This is a genomic window from Leifsonia sp. 466MF (genome assembly GCF_900100265.1).
Classification (GTDB): Bacteria; Actinomycetota; Actinomycetes; order Actinomycetales; family Microbacteriaceae; genus Leifsonia.
In genome coordinates, this window is sequence record NZ_LT629696.1 from 1,812,108 (window position 1) to 1,829,475 (window position 17,368).

General features: G+C 69.9%; 17 protein-coding genes. 3 read left to right on the top strand and 14 right to left on the bottom strand.

Going from position 1 to position 17,368, the window contains the following annotated elements:
• Positions 1-82: 82 nt before the first annotated feature.
• The 10 genes from BLR91_RS08675 to hrcA form a co-directional block, all read right to left on the bottom strand.
• Positions 83-775, bottom strand: coding sequence for a response regulator (locus BLR91_RS08675; protein ID WP_018190918.1), 693 nt, complete (start codon positions 773-775; stop codon positions 83-85).
• On the bottom strand, positions 772-2,640 hold the full coding sequence (locus BLR91_RS08680; RefSeq protein ID WP_089875698.1) for a sensor histidine kinase: 1,869 nt from the start codon (positions 2,638-2,640) through the stop codon (positions 772-774). Before BLR91_RS08680 ends, BLR91_RS08675 begins: the two co-directional genes overlap by 4 nt.
• An 80-nt stretch (positions 2,641-2,720) precedes the next feature.
• Complete coding sequence (era, locus tag BLR91_RS08685; protein ID WP_089875697.1) at positions 2,721-3,614, bottom strand: GTPase Era; 894 nt, start codon at positions 3,612-3,614, stop codon at positions 2,721-2,723.
• Positions 3,611-5,038 carry a hemolysin family protein gene (locus BLR91_RS08690; RefSeq protein WP_089875696.1) on the bottom strand — a complete coding sequence of 476 codons (1,428 nt, stop codon included), beginning with the start codon at positions 5,036-5,038 and terminating at the stop codon, positions 3,611-3,613. The genes era and BLR91_RS08690 overlap by 4 nt, the downstream gene beginning before the upstream one ends.
• A gap of 8 nt (positions 5,039-5,046) precedes the next feature.
• Positions 5,047-5,508, bottom strand: a complete 462-nt coding sequence (gene ybeY / locus BLR91_RS08695) for an rRNA maturation RNase YbeY (protein ID WP_018190914.1) — start codon at positions 5,506-5,508, stop codon at positions 5,047-5,049.
• 7 nt (positions 5,509-5,515) lie between these two features.
• On the bottom strand, positions 5,516-6,607 hold the full coding sequence (locus tag BLR91_RS08700) for a PhoH family protein (protein WP_020074831.1): 1,092 nt from the start codon (positions 6,605-6,607) through the stop codon (positions 5,516-5,518).
• Positions 6,597-6,965, bottom strand: coding sequence for a histidine triad nucleotide-binding protein (locus BLR91_RS08705; RefSeq protein ID WP_018190912.1), 369 nt, complete (start codon positions 6,963-6,965; stop codon positions 6,597-6,599). The genes BLR91_RS08700 and BLR91_RS08705 overlap by 11 nt, the downstream gene beginning before the upstream one ends.
• A gap of 152 nt (positions 6,966-7,117) precedes the next feature.
• Positions 7,118-7,846 (bottom strand): 16S rRNA (uracil(1498)-N(3))-methyltransferase, encoded by a 729-nt coding sequence (locus tag BLR91_RS08710; protein ID WP_089875694.1) that lies wholly within the window; start codon positions 7,844-7,846, stop codon positions 7,118-7,120.
• Between the two features lie 6 nt (positions 7,847-7,852).
• The gene (gene dnaJ / locus BLR91_RS08715; protein WP_089875693.1) at positions 7,853-8,968 is read right to left on the bottom strand and encodes a molecular chaperone DnaJ; all 1,116 of its coding nucleotides are present in this window, start codon (positions 8,966-8,968) and stop codon (positions 7,853-7,855) included.
• Positions 8,969-9,025: 57 nt separating this feature from the next.
• Positions 9,026-10,048 carry a heat-inducible transcriptional repressor HrcA gene (gene hrcA, locus BLR91_RS08720; RefSeq protein ID WP_089875691.1) on the bottom strand — a complete coding sequence of 341 codons (1,023 nt, stop codon included), beginning with the start codon at positions 10,046-10,048 and terminating at the stop codon, positions 9,026-9,028.
• Positions 10,049-10,208: 160 nt separating this feature from the next.
• Between hrcA and BLR91_RS08725 the strand changes: the two genes are divergently transcribed.
• Together BLR91_RS08725 and BLR91_RS08730 are read left to right on the top strand one after the other, a co-directional pair.
• Entirely contained in the window at positions 10,209-10,721 is a 513-nt protein-coding gene (locus BLR91_RS08725; RefSeq protein ID WP_018190908.1) for a DUF4870 domain-containing protein, read from the top strand.
• Positions 10,722-10,848: 127 nt separating this feature from the next.
• The gene (locus BLR91_RS08730; RefSeq protein ID WP_018190907.1) at positions 10,849-11,232 is read left to right on the top strand and encodes a DUF4870 domain-containing protein; all 384 of its coding nucleotides are present in this window, start codon (positions 10,849-10,851) and stop codon (positions 11,230-11,232) included.
• 14 nt (positions 11,233-11,246) lie between these two features.
• On the opposite strand, the gene hemW is transcribed toward BLR91_RS08730, so the two are convergent.
• The 4 genes from hemW to BLR91_RS08750 all read right to left on the bottom strand — a co-directional run bounded on the left by hemW (position 11,247) and on the right by BLR91_RS08750 (position 16,341).
• Complete coding sequence (hemW, locus tag BLR91_RS08735; RefSeq protein ID WP_089875689.1) at positions 11,247-12,482, bottom strand: radical SAM family heme chaperone HemW; 1,236 nt, start codon at positions 12,480-12,482, stop codon at positions 11,247-11,249.
• Positions 12,482-13,147, bottom strand: a complete 666-nt coding sequence (locus BLR91_RS08740) for a DUF1990 family protein (RefSeq protein ID WP_231918861.1) — start codon at positions 13,145-13,147, stop codon at positions 12,482-12,484. The genes hemW and BLR91_RS08740 overlap by 1 nt, the downstream gene beginning before the upstream one ends.
• A 50-nt stretch (positions 13,148-13,197) precedes the next feature.
• Positions 13,198-15,048 carry a translation elongation factor 4 gene (gene lepA, locus BLR91_RS08745; protein ID WP_089875684.1) on the bottom strand — a complete coding sequence of 617 codons (1,851 nt, stop codon included), beginning with the start codon at positions 15,046-15,048 and terminating at the stop codon, positions 13,198-13,200.
• 72 nt (positions 15,049-15,120) lie between these two features.
• Positions 15,121-16,341 carry an amidohydrolase gene (locus BLR91_RS08750; protein WP_089875682.1) on the bottom strand — a complete coding sequence of 407 codons (1,221 nt, stop codon included), beginning with the start codon at positions 16,339-16,341 and terminating at the stop codon, positions 15,121-15,123.
• An 87-nt stretch (positions 16,342-16,428) separates the two neighbouring features.
• On the opposite strand from BLR91_RS08750, the gene BLR91_RS08755 reads away from it, so the two are divergent.
• On the top strand, positions 16,429-17,310 hold the full coding sequence (locus BLR91_RS08755; protein WP_089875680.1) for an NAD-dependent epimerase/dehydratase family protein: 882 nt from the start codon (positions 16,429-16,431) through the stop codon (positions 17,308-17,310).
• Positions 17,311-17,368 lie beyond the last annotated feature (58 nt).

A 17,368-nucleotide genomic window follows, 5' to 3' on the forward strand; every position in this document is an offset into this window, starting at 1 on the left:
GGCGGTGGGGCTATCCTGTGTCCTCCCTGAGGATGACGCGGGATAGCACCGACCGGTCGGCGCCGTCTGGACCGTCGGCCCGCTACTCGGCGGCGGTCAGGCCGTGCTCGAAGGCGTAGACCACCATCTGCACGCGGTCGCGCAGCCCCAGCTTCGCGAGGATGCGCGAGATGTGCGTCTTCACGGTCGCCTCGCTGAGGAACTCGGAGCCCGCGATCTCCGCGTTGCTCAGCCCGCGCGCGGCGAGAACGAAGATCTCGCGCTCGCGGGAGGTGAGGGAGGCGAACTCCGGCGGCTCCGGCCGCACCGGCTGTGCGGACGAGAAGTACTCGAACAGCTCGCGCGTGGCTCCTGCCGCGATGACCGCACTGCCCGCGTGCACCGTCCGGATGGCGGCGAGCAGGAACTCGGGCTCCGCATCCTTCAGCACGAACCCGCTCGCGCCGCCGCGGATCGCGCGGGCGGCCGCCTCGTCCAGGTCGAACGTCGTCAGCACCACGATCCGGGGTGCCGTGCGTCCCGCGCGCTCGGCGTCGGCGATGATCGCACTGGTGGCGGCGATGCCGTCCATCACGGGCATCCGGATGTCCATCAGCACGACGTCCGGACGCGTCTCCGCCGCCAGGCGCACACCCTCCTGCCCGTTGCCGGCCTCCCCCGCGAACTCGAGGTCGTCCTGCGAGCTGAGCAGCATCCGCACGCCCGCGCGGAACAGCGGCTGGTCGTCGACGAGCAGCACCCGGATCGGCGCCGCCTCGACCGTCGCGCCGCTCACGCGACCGCCCCCGGGAGGAAGGCCGTGACCACGAACTCCCCGTTCTGCGGCCCGGCCGTGAGCGATCCCCCGGCGAGGGAGGCGCGCTCGCGCATCCCGGGCAGCCCGTGGCCGATCCGGGGCAGCGAGCCGGTCATGGTGGGTTCGAGGGTGGTGTCTCTCATGGTGTTCCTCACGGTGATGACGATTCCTGGTCCGCGGTGGGTCGGCGCCTCCGCGAGCACGACGCTCGCCGGGCGGCTGGTGTCGCCGTGGCGCAGGGCGTTGGTCAGAGCCTCCTGCACGATGCGGAAGGCGGCGAGCTGCTGCGCAGAGCCCAAGGCGGTGACATCCCCCTGCCGCTCCAGGTCGACGGGGAGACCGGCCGAGCGGATGTGCTCGACCGTCTGATCGAGGTCGGCCAGCGACGGCTGCGGTCCGTCGTGGGCACCCGGTTCGCGGGCGGCGTCGGCGGGATGCGACTGGCGCAGCTCGGCGAGCAGCACACGCACGTCGCCGAGCGCGGACCGGGCGGTGGATGCGATGGTCGCGAGCGCCTCATCCACCGCGTCCGGGTCGGTGCGCCGGGCGTATCGCGCTCCGTCCGCCTGGGCGATGACGACCGCGAGCGAGTGGGCGACCACGTCGTGCATGTCGCGCGCGATGCGGGTGCGCTCCTGCTCGACCACGACGTCCTCGACCGCCCGGTTGCGGTCGAGTTCGGCCTCCGCCCGGGCGCGGCGGGCGACGCGGGCGTTGCGCCAGGTGCGCATGAGCAGACCGAGCACCCACGAGAGGCCGAGCACCGTGACGCTCACGACGAACAGGAACGCGAACTGCAGCGCGACGCTCGCGATCGCGCTCGACAGGAGGTCGTAGTAGCCCTGCGCGACGGCGGCCGTCACCGTCAGGTACAGGGCGGCGACCAGCGCGCCGATCCCGGCCGAGATGAGGCCGGCGGCACGGACGATCCGGTCGCCGTAGGCCGCGGTCGCGTACAGCACGATGAGCACGGCGAGATTGCTGACCAGGATGCTGTGCCCGGTGGTCATCTGCAGCACGGCAGCGAGCCAGGCGACCGAGAGCGCGACCGCCGGCGACATCCGGCGCAGCGCCACGGCCACCGCGAACGCGATCGTCACCAGGAACGCCGAGCGGTCGGCGCCGGCGATGAGCAGAGAGAACACGGCCAGGGCGATGGCGCCGGCGACGTCGGTCGTCAGCTGCGTCCGGGTCAGCCGTCTGACGAGCTCCGGGCGCGAAGGGTCGTCCTCGCCGGACTCGATCCCGCCGTTGGACGCCAGCCAGACCAGGACGGACGGCCCACGGGAACCCGAGACGGTCACGTTCGCCGCGCGCTGCCTCGCGACCAGGAACCCGAGGAGCCAGGCGGCGACGAAGATGACGGCGAGCAGCAGGCTCATCAGCAGGAACCCGATGCCCTGGCTGGTGTAGTACCCGCCGATGACCGGGCCGAACTGCGGGAACTTCAGGTCACCGCGCACCGTGAACAGGTAGGCGACGGCCGGGGCGAGCAGGATCGCCGACGAGAAGTCCAGCCAGCGGAGCACCCGGCCGCCGTGCGCGGCGACGCCGACCAGCGAGGCGACGACGGCGACCGCCGAGATCACCCGGAAGGCGCCATCCAGCGACTCCTGCTCGGTCAATTCGAGCAGTACGGCGACCCAGACGAGCCCCAGCGCGACACCGGGGAGGATGCGCGACAGCGCGACGGCGGCGCAGTAGAACACCAGCGCGAGCCCCGCCGCCAGGTCGTACGGCAGGCCGGTCACCAGCCACGCCGCGAACAGCACGACGGCCAGCGCAGGCTCCAGCACCCAGCGGTGCGGAGCGAGCGCGCTCAGCAGTCTGCGGCGGTCGGGCATGCTTCTACCGTACGGTCCGGGTGTGCGCGGCCGGGCATCCAGCGGCCGGAATCATCCTCGGGATGTACGGCCTCCTCCGCCTAGAACCCGAGCCGCCCCAGCTGCTTCGGGTCACGCTGCCAGTCCTTCGCCACCTTCACCCGGATCGACAGGAACACCTGGCGGCCGAGCAGCTTCTCGATCGGCACCCGCGCCGCGGCCCCAACGTCGCGGATGCGGCTGCCACCCTTTCCGATCACGATCGCCTTCTGGCTGTCGCGCTCGACGAAGAGGTTGGCGTAGACCTCGACGAGGTCCTTGTCGTCGCGCTCGATGATGTCGTCGATCGTCACCGCCATCGAGTGCGGCAGCTCGTCCTCGACACCCTCCAGGACGGCCTCGCGGATGTACTCGGAGATGCGGTCCTCGAGTCCCTCGTCGGTGATGGCCTCATCTGGGTAGAGCGGCGCCGACGACTCCGGCAGCAGCTTCATGAGCTCCGAGGTCAGGGTCTCCAGCTGGATGTGGCTCACCGCCGACACCGGGATGATCGCCTCCCACTCGCGCAGCGCGGACACCGCGAGCAGCTGCTCGGCCACCTGCGTCTTGCCTGCCGCATCCACCTTGGTCACGATCGCGACCTTCTTGGCGCGCGGGTACTCGTCCAGCTGTTCGTTGATGAACCGGTCGCCCGGGCCGATCTTCTCGTCGGCGGGGACGCAGAAGCCGATCACGTCGACATCGCCCAGGGTGGACTGGACGAGCGTGTTGAGGCGCTCTCCGAGCAGCGTTCGCGGCCGGTGGATGCCCGGGGTGTCGACCAGGATGAGCTGGCCGTCCTTCTGATGGACGATCCCGCGGATCGCGCGCCGGGTGGTCTGCGGCTTCGAACTCGTGATGGCGACCTTCTCGCCGACGAGGGCGTTGGTCAGCGTCGACTTGCCCACGTTGGGGCGGCCGACGAACGAGACGAATCCGGCGTGGTACTCGGTCACGATCTGCTCTCCTGGGTGTGTCGGGTGTCGCGGCGGGAATCGCCGACATCACCGTGGCGGTTGTCGCCATGCCGCGTGTCGCCGTGGCGGTCGTGCCGCGCAGCGCGGCGGTCGTCGTCGCGGGAGTCGCGCGAGCCGGCGGTCTCGGCGTCCGCCGCGGGGAGCAGGGCGGCATCCCGCTCGACGATGACGGTCGCGACGTGCTTGTGCCGGCCCTCGATGCGGTCGACCGTGAAGCGCAGGCCGTGCACGGTGACCGCCGAGCCGACCTCGGGCAGGCGCCCGAGCGCCTTGGTGACGAGACCGCCGACGCTGTCGACGTCCTCCTCCTCGATCTCGGTGTCGAACAGCTCGGCCAGGTCGTCGATCGGGAGCCGGGTCGCTATGCGGTAGCGGCCCTCCCCGATCGCCTGGATCAGCGCGACCTCGTGGTCGTACTCGTCCGAGATGTCGCCGACCAGCTCCTCGATGAGGTCTTCGAGGGTGACCAGCCCGGCGATGCCGCCGTACTCGTCCACGACCATCGCGAGGTGGTTCGACTCGCGCTGCATCTGGGCGAGCAGGGCGTCGGCCTTCTGCGACTCCGGCACGAACAGGGCGGGGCGGGCCAGGTCGCGCACGGTGAGCTCGTCCGCGCCGAGGGGACGCTCGAAGCTCAGCTTCGCCGCATCCCTCAGGTAGAGGATGCCCACGACTTCGTCCGGGTCGCCGCCGTCGATGACGGGCATGCGCGAGACGCCGGTGCTGAAGAACAGCCCCATCGCCGTGCCGAGACCGGCGGTGGAGTCGACGGTGATCATGTCCGTGCGCGGGATCATCACCTCGCGCACCACGGTCGCGTTGAACTCGAAGATCGAGTGGATGAGCTCGCGGTCGTCCTCCTCGAGCACGTCGAACTCGGTCGCCTCGTCGACGATCGACAGCAGCTGCTCCTCGCTCGTCACCGGCGCCGAACGGGCGCGTGACGGCGTGACGCGGTTGCCGAGGGCGACCAGTCCGCCCGGGATGGGGCCGAGCACCACCCGGACGAAGCGCACGATCGGCGCCGTGAGGCGGAGCAGCAGCGTGGAGTTGGCCCGGCCGACACTGCGCGGGCTGACGCCGACGAGCACGAACGACACCGCCGTCATGATGAGCGCAGCCAGGATGAGCGAGATCCACCACTGCTCGAAGATCTGCTCGAAGGCGAGGGTGACCAGGACCGCCGCCGTCGTCTCCGCGATGATGCGGGTGAAGCTGATGGCGTTGAAGTAGGCGCCCGGGTCCTCCGCGATCGCACGCAGCGACTTCTTCGCCCGGGAGGTCTCGGCGAGGTCGGCGATGTCGGCGCGCGACTGCACCGCGAGAGCCGAGTCGACGGCAGCCATCAACCCGCCGAAAGCCACCAGCAGGAACGCGACGATGAAGAACAGCGCCTGCAGCATCCCGCCCCCTACCGCTGTCGGTCGTAGCGCGAGAAGCCGACGAGGATGTCGCGCTGGATGGCGAACATCTCGCGCTCCTCGGCCGGCTCCGCGTGATCGAAGCCGAGCAGGTGGAGGATGCCGTGCGTGGTGAGCAGCAGCAGCTCGTCCATCAGCGAGTGGCCGGCCGTCTCGGCCTGCACCTGGGCGACCTGCGGGCACAGCACGACGTCACCGAGCAGACCCGCGGGCGACGGCTCCTCCTCGGTTCCCGGGCGCAGCTCGTCCATCGGGAAGCTGAGGACGTCCGTCGGGCCGGGCTCGTCCATCCACTGCACGTGCAGCTGCTCCATGGCGGCTTCGTCGACCAGCACGATCGCGAGCTCCGCGTCGGGGTGGACGTGGAGGATGTCGAAGGCGTAGCCGGCGAGGCGCTGCAGGGCGGCCTCATCGACCTCGATGGTCGACTCGTTGTTGATCTCGATGCTCACTGCGGCCCTATCGTCGCTTCGGGAGGTGGTCGCGGGGCCCGCCGGAGCGGCGCTCGGCGCGGTTGGCGAACTCGGCCGCCTGCTCGCGCTCGTAGTGCCGCGCCTGCTGACGCGCGTCGTATTCGGTGTACGCGTCGACGATGCGCCCGACCAGGCTGTGGCGCACCACGTCTTCGCTCGTCAGCCGCGCGAAGTGGATGTCGTCGATGTCGTTGAGCACCCGTGTCACGAGCCGCAGCCCGCTGGCCGAGTTCGGCAGGTCGATCTGCGTGATGTCGCCGGTGACGACCATCTTGGAGTTGAAGCCGAGACGGGTCAGGAACATCTTCATCTGCTCGGGCGTGGTGTTCTGCGCCTCGTCGAGCACGATGAAGGAGTCGTTGAGGGTGCGGCCGCGCATGTAGGCGAGCGGGGCGACCTCGATGGTGCCTGCCGCCAGCAGCTTCGGGACGAGCTCCGGATCCATCATCTCGTTGAGCGCGTCGTACAGCGGGCGCAGGTACGGATCGATCTTGTCGGTCAGCGTGCCGGGCAGGTAGCCGAGCCGCTCGCCCGCCTCGACGGCCGGACGCGTCAGGATGATCCGGTTGACCTCCTTGCGCTGCAGCGCCTGGACGGCCTTCGCCATCGCGAGGTACGTCTTGCCGGTTCCGGCAGGGCCGATCCCGAAGACGATCGTGTTGTGGTCGATCGCGTCGACGTACTGGCTCTGACCGAGCGTCTTCGGGCGGATGCTCTTGCCGCGCGCCGTCAGGATGGCCTGGCCGAGCACGTCGGACGGGCTCAGGTTGAGGTCGGTGCCGAGCATCCGGGCGGAACTCGTCACCTCGGCGGGCGACAGGTCTTGCCCGTTGCGCACCATCTGGAGCAGCTCCTCCACGAGCCGTTGCGCCTCGGCCACCTGGCCGGCGTCGCCGCTCAGGGCGATCTCGTTGCCGCGCACGTGGACGCTGACGAGCGGATACTGCCGTTCCAGCGTGGTGAGCAGGCGATCCTGGGGTCCGAGAAGACGGACCATCTGCACGCCGTCGACGCTCAGGCGCACCTCGGCGCCGTCGCCCGGAGTCGCTCCGGAGGCGGTGGATTCGCTAGAGGGCAAGGCTTCCTTCCTCGAGGCCCGGGCCGTCGCCCGGCGCGCTCAGTACGTGTGCGTGGACGTGGAACACGGTCTGACCCGCGCGCTCGCCCGTGTTGAAGACAAGACGGAAGTCGCCGTCGCCGAACTCGTCGGCGAGCCGCTTCGACGTCGCGACCAGTTCGGCCAGCAGCTCGGGGTCGCCGGCCGCCAGCTCGGCGACGTCTCGGTACTGCTCCGTCTTGGGCACGACGAGGAGGTGCACGGGGGCCTTCGGCGCGATGTCGCGGAACGCGATCAGGCGTTCCGAGTCGTACACCACGTCGGCCGGGATCTCGCCCGCGATGATGCGGGAGAAGATCGAACGCTCCGTCTCTGCCATACCCCTATCCTATTCGCCCCCTCCGACGCTCGGCCGAGTCCGTCCCCTTGGCCGTCCGCCCACCGTCGAGTCCGCGAACTTTGCACACGAAACCCCCTCAGAGCGTGCAAAGTTTGCGGACTCGACGGTGGGGGTGAGTGCGCGGGGTGGGGTCACCAGCGGTGGAGGGATGCGTTGAGGACGGCGAGGGCGGCGGGGCCGGCGGTCGAGGTGCGGAGCACCGTGGAGCCCAGGCGCACGAGTTCGGCGCCCGCGTCGCGGAAAGCGGCCAGCTCCTGCGGCGCGATCCCGCCCTCCGGACCGACAACGAGCACCAGGTCGCGGCCGTCCGGCGCGACCGCGGTCAGCGGCTCGGTCGCATCCGGCTCGAGGACAAGCACTCGCGCCGACGCCGCCAGCGCAGCGACCTGCTTCGTCGTCGCCAGCTCGCCGACCTCGGGCGTCCAGGCGCGGATCGACTGCTTGGCAGCTTCCCGCACGATCGTCGCCCAGCGCTCCCGGCCCTTCGCGACTTTGGCGCCCTCCCAGCGCGACACGGATCGGGATGCGGCCCACGGCACCACCGCATCCACACCGAGCTCCGTCGCGGCCTGGATCGCGAGCTCATCCCGGTCGCCCTTGGCGAGCGCCTGCACCAGCGTGATCGTCGGGGTCTCACGCTCGACGCGCGACACCGACTCGACGTCGATCGTCAGCTCGGTGTTCGTCGAGACGAGCACCTCGCCCGACGCGACGAGCCCGCGGCCGTTGCCGATGAGCACCGACTCCCCCGGTCGCGTGCGGTTCACGGTCGCGGCGTGCTTCGCTTCGGCGCCGGTCAGCGACAGCCGGGAGCCGACCTCGACGTCGTCGAGGTCCTCACGCAGGTAGAGGGACGCCATGACCCGCTAGAGGTTCAGGAAACGGTCGCGCAGCTTCGCGAACAGCCCCTGCTGGAACCGGGCCAGCGACGGCTCCGGACCCTTATGGGCTGCGGCGAACTTCTTGATCAGGTCCTTCTCCTTGTGGTCGAGCTTCGTCGGAGTGACCACCTGGATGCCGACCCGGAGGTCGCCGCGGCCGGTGCCGCGGAGGTGCGTGATCCCGCGGTCCTTCACCGTGATGATGTCGGCGGACTGCGTGCCGGGCTTGAGCTCGAGTCGGATCTCGCCGTCGAGTGCCTTCACTGTCGCGGTCGTTCCGAGGATCGCATCCGTCATCGACAGCTCCAGCGTGCAGAGCAGGTCGTCGCCGTCGCGGCTGAAGACGTCGTGGTGCTTGACCTTGATCTCGAGGTAGAGGTCGCCGTTGGGGCCGCCGGCCGGGCCGGCCTCGCCGCTGCCCGGCATCTGCAGCCGCAGGCCGGTGTCGACGCCCGCGGGGATGTCGACCGGGACGGTCCGACGGGCGCGCACGCGACCCTGCCCCTGGCAGGTGACGCACGGCGTGGCGATGACGGTGCCGTAGCCGCGGCAGGTGCCGCAGGGACTCGACGTCATCACGTTGCCGAGCAGCGACCGGACGGAGCGCTGGATGCTGCCCGTGCCGTGACAGATGTCGCAGGTCACCGGCTGCGTGCCCGGCTGGCAGCACGAGCCGTTGCAGGTCTCGCAGACGACGGCCGTGTCGACCTCGAGGTCGCGGTGGGTGCCGAAGATGACCTCGTCGAGGTCGACCTCGACGCGCAGCAGGGCGTCCTGTCCGCGCTCCCGGCGGGACCGGGGACCCCGGCTCGCACCGCCGCCTCCGCCGAAGAACGTCTCGAAGATGTCGCTGAAGCCGGCGAAGTCGGCTCCGCCAGCGCCTCCACCGAAGCCGCCGGAGCCGCCCAGGTCGTACTGCTGCCGCTGCTGCGGGTCGCTGAGCACGTCGTACGCGTGCGTGACGAGCTTGAAGCGCTCCTGCGCCTCGGCGCTGGGATTCACGTCCGGGTGGAGCTCGCGCGCCAGCCGGCGGTAGGCCTTCTTGATCTCATCGGGGCTGGCGTCGCGCTCGACGCCGAGGACTTCGTAGTGGTCGGCCACGTGGGGCTGTTCCTTCTTCTTTCGTCGCGAGTGGTGATCGTCGGATGCTGGTGCGGCCTACTGGTCGCCGAGCAGCCGGGAGAGGTAGCGGGCGACCGCGCGGACGGCGGCCATGTTGCCCGAGTAGTCCATGCGGAGCGGTCCGAGGAGCCCGACGCGGGCCACATCCGATCCCGCCGCACTGTAACCGCTGGAGAGCACGGATGCTTCCGTCAGCCCGAAACCGGCGTTCTCGCGGCCGATGCTGACGGCGACGCCGTGCTGGTCGGTGGCCATCTCGTCGAACAGCCGGAGCAGGACGACCTGCTCCTCGATCGCCTCGAGGACCGGGGTGATGGTTCCGGGGAAGTCGAGCTCGGTGCGCACCAGGTTCGCCGCGCCTGCCATGACCAGCTTCTCCTGCCGGTTGGCCGCGATCTGGTCGAGGAGCGCACTCGCCACGGGCTCCACCAGGGCGCGCGTGCGCTCCGTGAGGGCATCGGGCAGTTCGCGCAGCCGGGTGGCGGCCTCCGCCAGGGTCAGGCCCGCCGCAGCGCCGTTGATCGCGCCGCGGATCTCGGCCACATCCTCATCGCTCAGGTCGGTCGGGAGCTCGATCACGCGCTGCTCGACGGCGCCGGAATCGGTGATGAGCACGCTGAGCAGGCGGTGCGAGGCGAGAGCGACCAGCTCGATGTGGCGGATGCGCGAGCGCGCGACCGACGGATACTGCACCAGCGCGACCTGGTTGGTCAGCTGGGAGAGCAGCCGGACGGTGCGCGAGAGCACATCGTCGAGGTCGACCGACTGGCCAAGGAACGTCTCGATCGCGGTGCGCTGGGCCGAGGTGAGCGGCCGCATCTCCGCCAGGTGGTCGACGAAGAGGCGGTAGCCCTTGTCGGTGGGGACGCGCCCGGAGGACGTGTGCGGAGCCGCGATCAGCTCCTCTTCCTCCAGCAGCGCCATGTCGTTGCGGATCGTCGCGGCGGACACTCCGAAGGAATGGCGCTCGACGATGCTCTTCGAACCGACCGGCTCGCGCGACGCCACGTAGTCCTGGACGATGACGCGCAACACTTCGAGGCTGCGTTCCGAGACCATCTCCGCCTCCCGTCGACCGTTTAGCACTCGCTCTTCCTGAGTGCCAATCCTACCGCGTCGAAACGCGGCGCGGATGATTGCTGCCTGTGACACGGCCGCAGTACCGTATGCTCACCGGTTCGACGCACCGTCGCAGCCGATCACGAAAGGGTTCCGCCGAATGACCGACCCGAACCAGCCGACCGACCCTGCGGGTGGGGTTCCCCCGCAGCAGCCCGGCGGAGTTCCGCCCCAGCAGCCCTACTCCAACGTCCCTCCCCAGCAGCCGTACGGCCAGCCCGCCGGGCAGCAGCCGTACGCCGCCGCACCCGCCGCCCCGCTCGACGCCGCGCAGGACAAGCAGTGGGCCGCCTTCGCTCACCTCGGCGGCATCCTCTGGATCCTCCCGTCGCTGATCATCTGGCTCGTGTTCAAGGACCGCGGCCGCCTCACCAACCAGGAGGCCAAGGAGGCCCTCAACTGGCAGATCACGTGGATCATCGCCTGGGTGGCCTCGCAGATCATCGGCGTGATCATCGGCAGCTTCACCTACGGGATCGGCTACCTGCTGTTCGGCCTGCTCATCCCGTGGGCGCTGTACATCATCAACCTCGTGTTCTCGATCCTCGGCTTCGTCCGCGTGAACAGCGGAGGCACGTACCGCTACCCGGTGAACTTCCGCTTCATCAAGTAAGTCCCGCCAGGCGGCATTCGGCCCCCAGCCGGGCGTCGGCGCGTTCAGGCTCTTTTCAGCCTGCGCCCCCGCGCCCTAGGCTGGGGGCCGAACACGTCCATCCCCAGCTCTTGAGGAGAACCGCGCCATGTCCGCGACACCCCCGCCGCCGCCACCCCAGCAGCCTTACGGAGGCGGCGCGCAGCAGCTCAGCCCCGCCGACGAGAAGCTCTGGGCGACGCTCGTCCAGATCGGCGGTATCCTGTTCAACTGGATCCCGGCGCTCATCGGCTACCTGGTGCTGAAGGACCGCGGGCCGTTCGTCCGCGCCCACACCGCCACCGCGCTGAACTTCCAGATCACCATCTTCATCGCGTACGTCGTCGGCGGCCTGCTCTCGATCGTCTTCATCGGGATCTTCGTCATCCTCGCCGCGTGGGTGCTCAACATCGTGTTCAGCATCATCGCGGCCGTGAAGGCCAACCAGGGCGAGTACTACACGTACCCGATCGCCATCCGGTTCGTCAGCTAGACGCGACGCACCTCTCAGGCGGCCTCGTCCGCCAGCAGCCGCCGCACCACCGCGTCGGCCAGGAGCCGCCCCCGCAGGGTCAGAACGATCGATCCGCGGAGGGCGGCCCTTCCGTCCACCAGACCGTCGGCGATCAGACCGGGCACCTCGTGCCGGCCCGCCTCTCCCAGTTCGGCCGTGCGAAGCCCGTCGCGGATGCGCGAGAGCAGCAGCACCCGCTCCACCCGCCGAGTCTCGGCGTCGAGTGTCTCCCGGCCCGCTGCGGGCGACTCCCCCGCCAGCACGCGCTGTGCGTAGGCCGCGGGGTGCTTCACGTTCCACCAGCGGACGCCGCCGACGTGGCTGTGCGCCCCGGGTCCGATGCCCCACCAGTCGTGGCCGAGCCAGTAGGCGAGATTGTGGCGGGACCGGTGGGATGCGTCGGTCGCCCAGTTGCTGACCTCGTACCACTCGTAGCCGGCGTCGGAGAGGCGCGTGTCCGCCAGCTCGTACATGTCGGCTTCGAGGTCGTCGTCGGGCTCCGGCACCTGCCCGGAGCGGATCTGTCGCGCCAGCTTGGTGCCCTGCTCGACGATCAGCGCGTAGGCGGACAGGTGGTCCGGCTCGCAAGCGAGGGCGGTGTCCAGGCTGCGCGACCAGTCGTCGAGCGACTCCCCCGGCGTCCCATAGATCAGGTCGAGACTGACCTGCAGGCCGGCTTCACGCGCCCAGCCGACCACCAGCGGGATGCGAGCAGGGTCGTGCGTGCGCTCCAGCGTCTCCAGCACGTGCGGGACGGCGGACTGCATCCCGAACGACACCCGGGTGAACCCGGCGTCGGCGAGTCGCTGCAGGTCGTCCGCATCCACGGAGTCCGGATTGGCCTCGGTGGTGACCTCGGCGCCGTCGGCGAGACCCCACGCGTCGCGCACGGCGCCGAGCATCGCGGCGAGGTCGCCGGGCGGAAGCAACGTCGGCGTCCCGCCGCCGAAGAACACCGTCGACACCGTGCGGTCGGGCACGCCGCTCGCGCGCAGGGCATCGGCGGCGAACGCCACCTCGCGCACTGCATGACCCGCGTAGTCCGACTGCGACACTCCGCGGAGCTCGGTAGCCGTGTACGTGTTGAAATCGCAGTAGCCGCAGCGCACCCGGCAGAACGGGACGTGCAGGTAGACGCCGAAGTCGCGTTCGTGCGCGCCGTCGGCGGCGGTCGCGGGCAGCAGGCCGTCGGCCGGCGCGGGGTCGCCGATCGGGAGGACGCTCGGCATCAGGCGGACCGGACGGGGTGGAGCGCGCGCAGGTACTTCGCCGTGTAGCGGCGCTGGACCATCGCCAGTACCGGCGCGACAAGGCGGTAGAACGCGTTGGAGGGCCGCGACAGCGCGCGGAGCACGAACCAGACCGTGCCGTCGTCGCGCTGCTCGACCAGGAACAGCTCCTCGCCGCTCTCGGGATGCCCGTGCAGCGTCCCGTAGGCGAACCCGCGCCGGTGCGGCTCGTCAACGACGTAGACGACGCGGATGGGTGCGGACACCCGGAACGGGCCGAACGGGATCTTGAGCACAGCGGTCATGCCGTTGCGGACGAACGGAGTGCCGTCGTCGGCGAACACGTCCTCCTCCGGACGGTTCTCGCGCATGCGGACGGGCGTGCCGTCCGGACCGAACTCGACGCCCTCGTACTGGACGCCGGTTCCCTCGCGCACATCCGTCACCTGGATCCCGCTGCCCTTCTGCACGCCCCACGCCATGAGCGCAGTCGCCGCGGTCTCGAACCGCTCGTCCCCGCTGCCCAGCCGGACGCTGCGCTCCAGCGGCTTGTAGCCCTTCGGCGGGTAGTACAGCAGATCGGCCGCCTGGGTGCCGCCGACCGCCCCGTACGTGACGGGTTGGTCGGTGAACGTCGAGCGGCGCATATATTCATCATCCGCCATGTCGAGCGGGTTCGCGAAACGGGGGTTCGCAGGCCGGAAGGTGCAGGCGACTACTTCTTGTCCTTCTTCTCCGTGTCGCCGGAGAGTGCCGCGATGAAGGCCTCCTGGGGGACCTCGACGCGGCCCACCATCTTCATGCGCTTCTTGCCCTCCTTCTGCTTCTCGAGGAGCTTGCGCTTGCGGGTGATGTCACCGCCGTAGCACTTGGCCAGGACGTCCTTGCGCATCGCGCGGATGTTCTCGCGCGCGATGATGCGGGCGCCGATGGCGGCCTGGATGGGGACCTCGAACTGCTGGCGCGGGATCAGCTCGCGCAGGCGGGACGCCATCATCGTGCCGTAGGCGTAGGCCTTGTCGCGGTGGACGATGGCGCTGAACGCATCCACCGTCTCTCCCTGCAGCAGGATGTCGACCTTGACGAGGTCGGACTCCTGCTCGCCGAACGGCTCGTAGTCGAGGGAGGCGTAGCCGGCCGTCTTCGACTTCAGCTGATCGAAGAAGTCGAAGACGATCTCGCCGAGCGGCATCGTGTAGCGGATCTCGACGCGGTCCTCACCGAGGTACTCCATGCCGAGCAGCGAGCCGCGGCGGCTCTGGCAGAGCTCCATGATGACGCCGACGTAGTCCTTCGGCGCGAGGATGGCGGCCTTGACGACCGGCTCCTCCACCTTCTCGATCTTGCCGCCAGGGAACTCGCTCGGGTTGGTCACGGTGACGGTCTTCTTGTCCTCGGTCGTGACCTCGTAGATCACGCTCGGGGCGGTGGTGATGAGGTCGAGGCCGAACTCGCGGGACAGCCGCTCGGTGATGATCTCGAGATGCAGGAGGCCGAGGAAGCCGCAGCGGAAGCCGAAACCGAGAGCGACCGAGGTCTCCGGCTCGTAGACGAGCGCGGCGTCCGACAGCTTCAGCTTGTCGAGGGCCTCGCGCAGCTCCGGATAGTCGCTGCCGTCGATCGGGTAGAGGCCCGAGAACACCATGGGCTTCGGCTCGGTATAGCCGGGGAGCGCATCGGTGGCGGGCTTCGCGGCGGTCGTGATCGTGTCGCCGACCTTGGACTGGCGGACGTCCTTCACGCCGGTGATCAGGTAGCCGACCTCGCCGACGCCGAGACCCTTCGACGGGGTGGGTTCTGGAGCGGACACGCCGATCTCGAGGATCTCGTGGGTGGCGCGGGTCGACATCATCTGGATGCGCTCGCGCGGCTGGAGCTTGCCGTCCACCATGCGGACGTAGGTCACGACGCCGCGGTAGCTGTCGTAGACGGAGTCGAAGATCATCGCTCGGGCCGGGGCGTCTGCGTTGCCCACCGGGGCCGGGACCTCGGCGACGACGCGGTCGAGGAGGGCCTCGACGCCCATCCCTGTCTTGCCGGAGACGCGGAGAACGTCCTCGGGCTTCCCGCCGATGAGGCTCGCCAGCTCTTGCGCGTACTTGTCCGGGTCGGCCGCGGGCAGGTCGATCTTGTTGAGCACGGGCACGATCGTGAGATCGTTCTCCAGCGCCAGGTACAGGTTCGCGAGCGTCTGCGCCTCGATGCCCTGGGCGGCGTCGACGAGCAGGATGGCACCCTCGCACGCGGCGAGGGACCGGGAGACCTCGTAGGTGAAGTCGACGTGTCCCGGGGTGTCGATCATGTTCAGCGCGAAGGTGTCGCCGTCGACCTGCCACGGCATGCGGACGGCCTGGCTCTTGATCGTGATGCCGCGCTCACGCTCGATGTCCATGCGGTCGAGGTACTGGGCGCGCATGTCCCGGTCGGACACCACGCCGGTGATCTGCAGCATCCGGTCGGCCAGGGTCGACTTGCCGTGGTCGATGTGCGCGATGATGCAGAAATTGCGGATGGAGGCCGGGTCGGTCGCGGCGGGCTCGAGGGCCTGAAGAGCTCGTGGTGACATCGTCCGGCCATTCTCCCATGAACGTCCGGCCACCGGACGCACCGGTGACCGGACGCCCGGCGGGCCGCGTGCTCAGGCGAAGCGCTCGGAGCGCTCCACCACCTGCCCGCGGCCGTCCTCGAACCGGTAGACCTCCGTGCCGTTGATGTAGACGCGCTCGGCGCGCGAGTTCACGTCCAGCGGATCGCCCGACCAGACGACGACGTCGCCGTCGAGGCCCGGCGTGAGCGAGCCGACGCGGTCGTCGAGGCGGAGGAAGGCGGCCGGGTTGACCGTGAGCGCCTCGAGCGCGGTCTGGCGCGGCAGGCCGTCCTTCACCGCGAGGGCCGCCTGGTACACGAGGAAGTTGATCGGGACGACCGGGTGGTCCGTGGTGATAGCGACACGGACTCCCGCCTTGGCCAGGGTCGCCAGATTGGCGATCGCCCGGTCGCGCAGCTCGACCTTGGACCGCGAGGTGAACATCGGGCCGAAGATGACCGGGATGTCGCGCTCGGCCAGCACGTCGGCGATCTTGTGCGCCTCCGTGCCGTGGTTGACCACCAGTCGGTAGCCGAACTCGTCGGCGAGGCGCAGCGCCGTGGCGATGTCGTCGTGGCGGTGGGTGTGCTGGTCCCAGGCGAGCTCGCCGTCGAGCACGCGCGCCAGGGTCTCCTTCGCCAGGTCGCGCTCGAACGGCTTGCCCTCGAGCTCGGCGTTCTCGCGCTGCACCCGGTAGTTCTGGGCGGCGACGAACGCCTCGCGGATGATCATCGCGACCCCGAGCCGCGTGCTCGGCGTGGCGTTCTTCGCCCCGTAGACCCGTTTCGGGTTCTCTCCCAGAGCGGACTTGACGCTCACCGCCTCGTGGATCACCTGCTCGTCGATGATCCGGCCGCCCCAGGTCTTGATCGCGACGGTCTGACCGCCGATGGGGTTGCCCGACCCGGGCTTCACGACCACCGAGGTCACTCCGCCGGACAGGGCGTCGCGGAAGCCCTCGTCATCGATGTTGATGGCGTCGATGGCGCGCACCGCGGCCGTGTTCGGCGTTGTCATCTCGTTGGTGTCGTCGCCCGCGGGACCGTTCGCCTCCTCATGGATGCCCACGTGCCCGTGTGACTCGATGAACCCGGGCAGAACCCACTTGCCTGCCGCATCCACCACCGTCGCGCCGTCCGGCACGGTGACATCTGACGCGGTTCCGACCGCTTCGATGACCCCGTCCGTGACGAGGACGACGCCGTTCTCGATCGGCTCCTGGGAGACGGGGACGACGTAACCGTTGACGATGGCGATGCTGGAGGTGGTCATGGAACGAGCCTACGCGCGCCCTTCCGCCGGGCCGCGCCGAACAGCGGACCTGGGGAATGTTCGAAGGACGGTCGTGTTGTGGACGATATGAACATCCTGCTCACCGGCGCGACCGGCTTCATCGGATCCTCTGTCCTCCCCCGGCTCCTCGACGAGGGCCACAGCGTCACAGCGCTCGTGCGCGACGACCAGAAGGCGGACGTCGTGCGGGCTGCCGGCGCGACAGCACTCGTGGGTGACGCGGCCGACGCCGCCCTGGTGGAGCGCGCGGCACGCGAGAGCGACGGCGTGATCCACCTGGCGTCGTCGAAGGATGTCGATGCGGTGCTCGTGCCGGCGGTCCTCGCCGGACTCGCCGGGACCGGCAAGCCGTTCGTGCACACCGGAGGAATCTGGACGTACGGCGACAACGACGACATCACCGAGGAGTCGCCCGCGCAGCCGCCGGCGCTCACGGCATGGCGCGCAACGGCCGAGCAGCTCGTCCGTGACGCGGAGGGTGTGCGGGGCACCGTGGTCGTCCCGTCGATCGTCTACGGACACGGCAAGGGCCTCGCCAACGTGATCGTGGATGCGCCCCGCGGCTCCGGCACGGTACCCGCCCTCCGCCTGATCGGCGACGGATCGCAGCACTGGGCGACGGTGCATGTGGACGACCTCGCCGCCCTATACGTGCTCGCACTGGAACAGGGCGCGGCCGGCGCGACGTACATCGCGGCGGGCGGGCAGAACCCGACCGTTCGGGAGCTCGGGGAGGCCGCCGCACAGGCGGCCGGGATCGCCGGAGGGGTCGCCGCCGAGTCGGTCGACGAGTCGCGCGGCCGCCTGGGCGAGGCGCTCACGGACGCGCTGCTGCTCGACCAGCAGGCGCGCGGAACCCGCCCGCGCATCGACCTGGGCTGGGAGCCGAACGGCCCGAGCCTGCTCGAGGAGCTGCTCGTCGGGTCCTACGCGCCGGCTCGCGTCTGACCGCGATCCGCACCGTTTTGCCGCTGGGCGGTCTGCGCTGGTAATGTTGTTTGTTGGC

Bases quoted from the DNA above. Each gene is read 5' to 3' on its own strand.
- BLR91_RS08680 (WP_089875698.1), bottom strand. From the start codon at position 2,640: ATGCCCGACCGCCGCAGACTGCTGAGCGCGCTCGCTCCGCACCGCTGG.
- BLR91_RS08690 (WP_089875696.1), bottom strand. From the start codon at position 5,038: ATGCTGCAGGCGCTGTTCTTCATCGTCGCGTTCCTGCTGGTGGCTTTC.
- BLR91_RS08705 (WP_018190912.1), bottom strand. From the start codon at position 6,965: ATGGCAGAGACGGAGCGTTCGATCTTCTCCCGCATCATCGCGGGCGAG.
- BLR91_RS08710 (WP_089875694.1), bottom strand. From the start codon at position 7,846: ATGGCGTCCCTCTACCTGCGTGAGGACCTCGACGACGTCGAGGTCGGC.
- hrcA (WP_089875691.1), bottom strand. From the start codon at position 10,048: ATGGTCTCGGAACGCAGCCTCGAAGTGTTGCGCGTCATCGTCCAGGAC.
- BLR91_RS08725 (WP_018190908.1), top strand. From the start codon at position 10,209: ATGACCGACCCGAACCAGCCGACCGACCCTGCGGGTGGGGTTCCCCCG.
- BLR91_RS08730 (WP_018190907.1), top strand. From the start codon at position 10,849: ATGTCCGCGACACCCCCGCCGCCGCCACCCCAGCAGCCTTACGGAGGC.
- hemW (WP_089875689.1), bottom strand. From the start codon at position 12,482: ATGCCGAGCGTCCTCCCGATCGGCGACCCCGCGCCGGCCGACGGCCTG.
- BLR91_RS08740 (WP_231918861.1), bottom strand. From the start codon at position 13,147: ATGGCGGATGATGAATATATGCGCCGCTCGACGTTCACCGACCAACCC.
- lepA (WP_089875684.1), bottom strand. From the start codon at position 15,048: ATGTCACCACGAGCTCTTCAGGCCCTCGAGCCCGCCGCGACCGACCCG.
- BLR91_RS08750 (WP_089875682.1), bottom strand. From the start codon at position 16,341: ATGACCACCTCCAGCATCGCCATCGTCAACGGTTACGTCGTCCCCGTC.
- BLR91_RS08755 (WP_089875680.1), top strand. From the start codon at position 16,429: ATGAACATCCTGCTCACCGGCGCGACCGGCTTCATCGGATCCTCTGTC.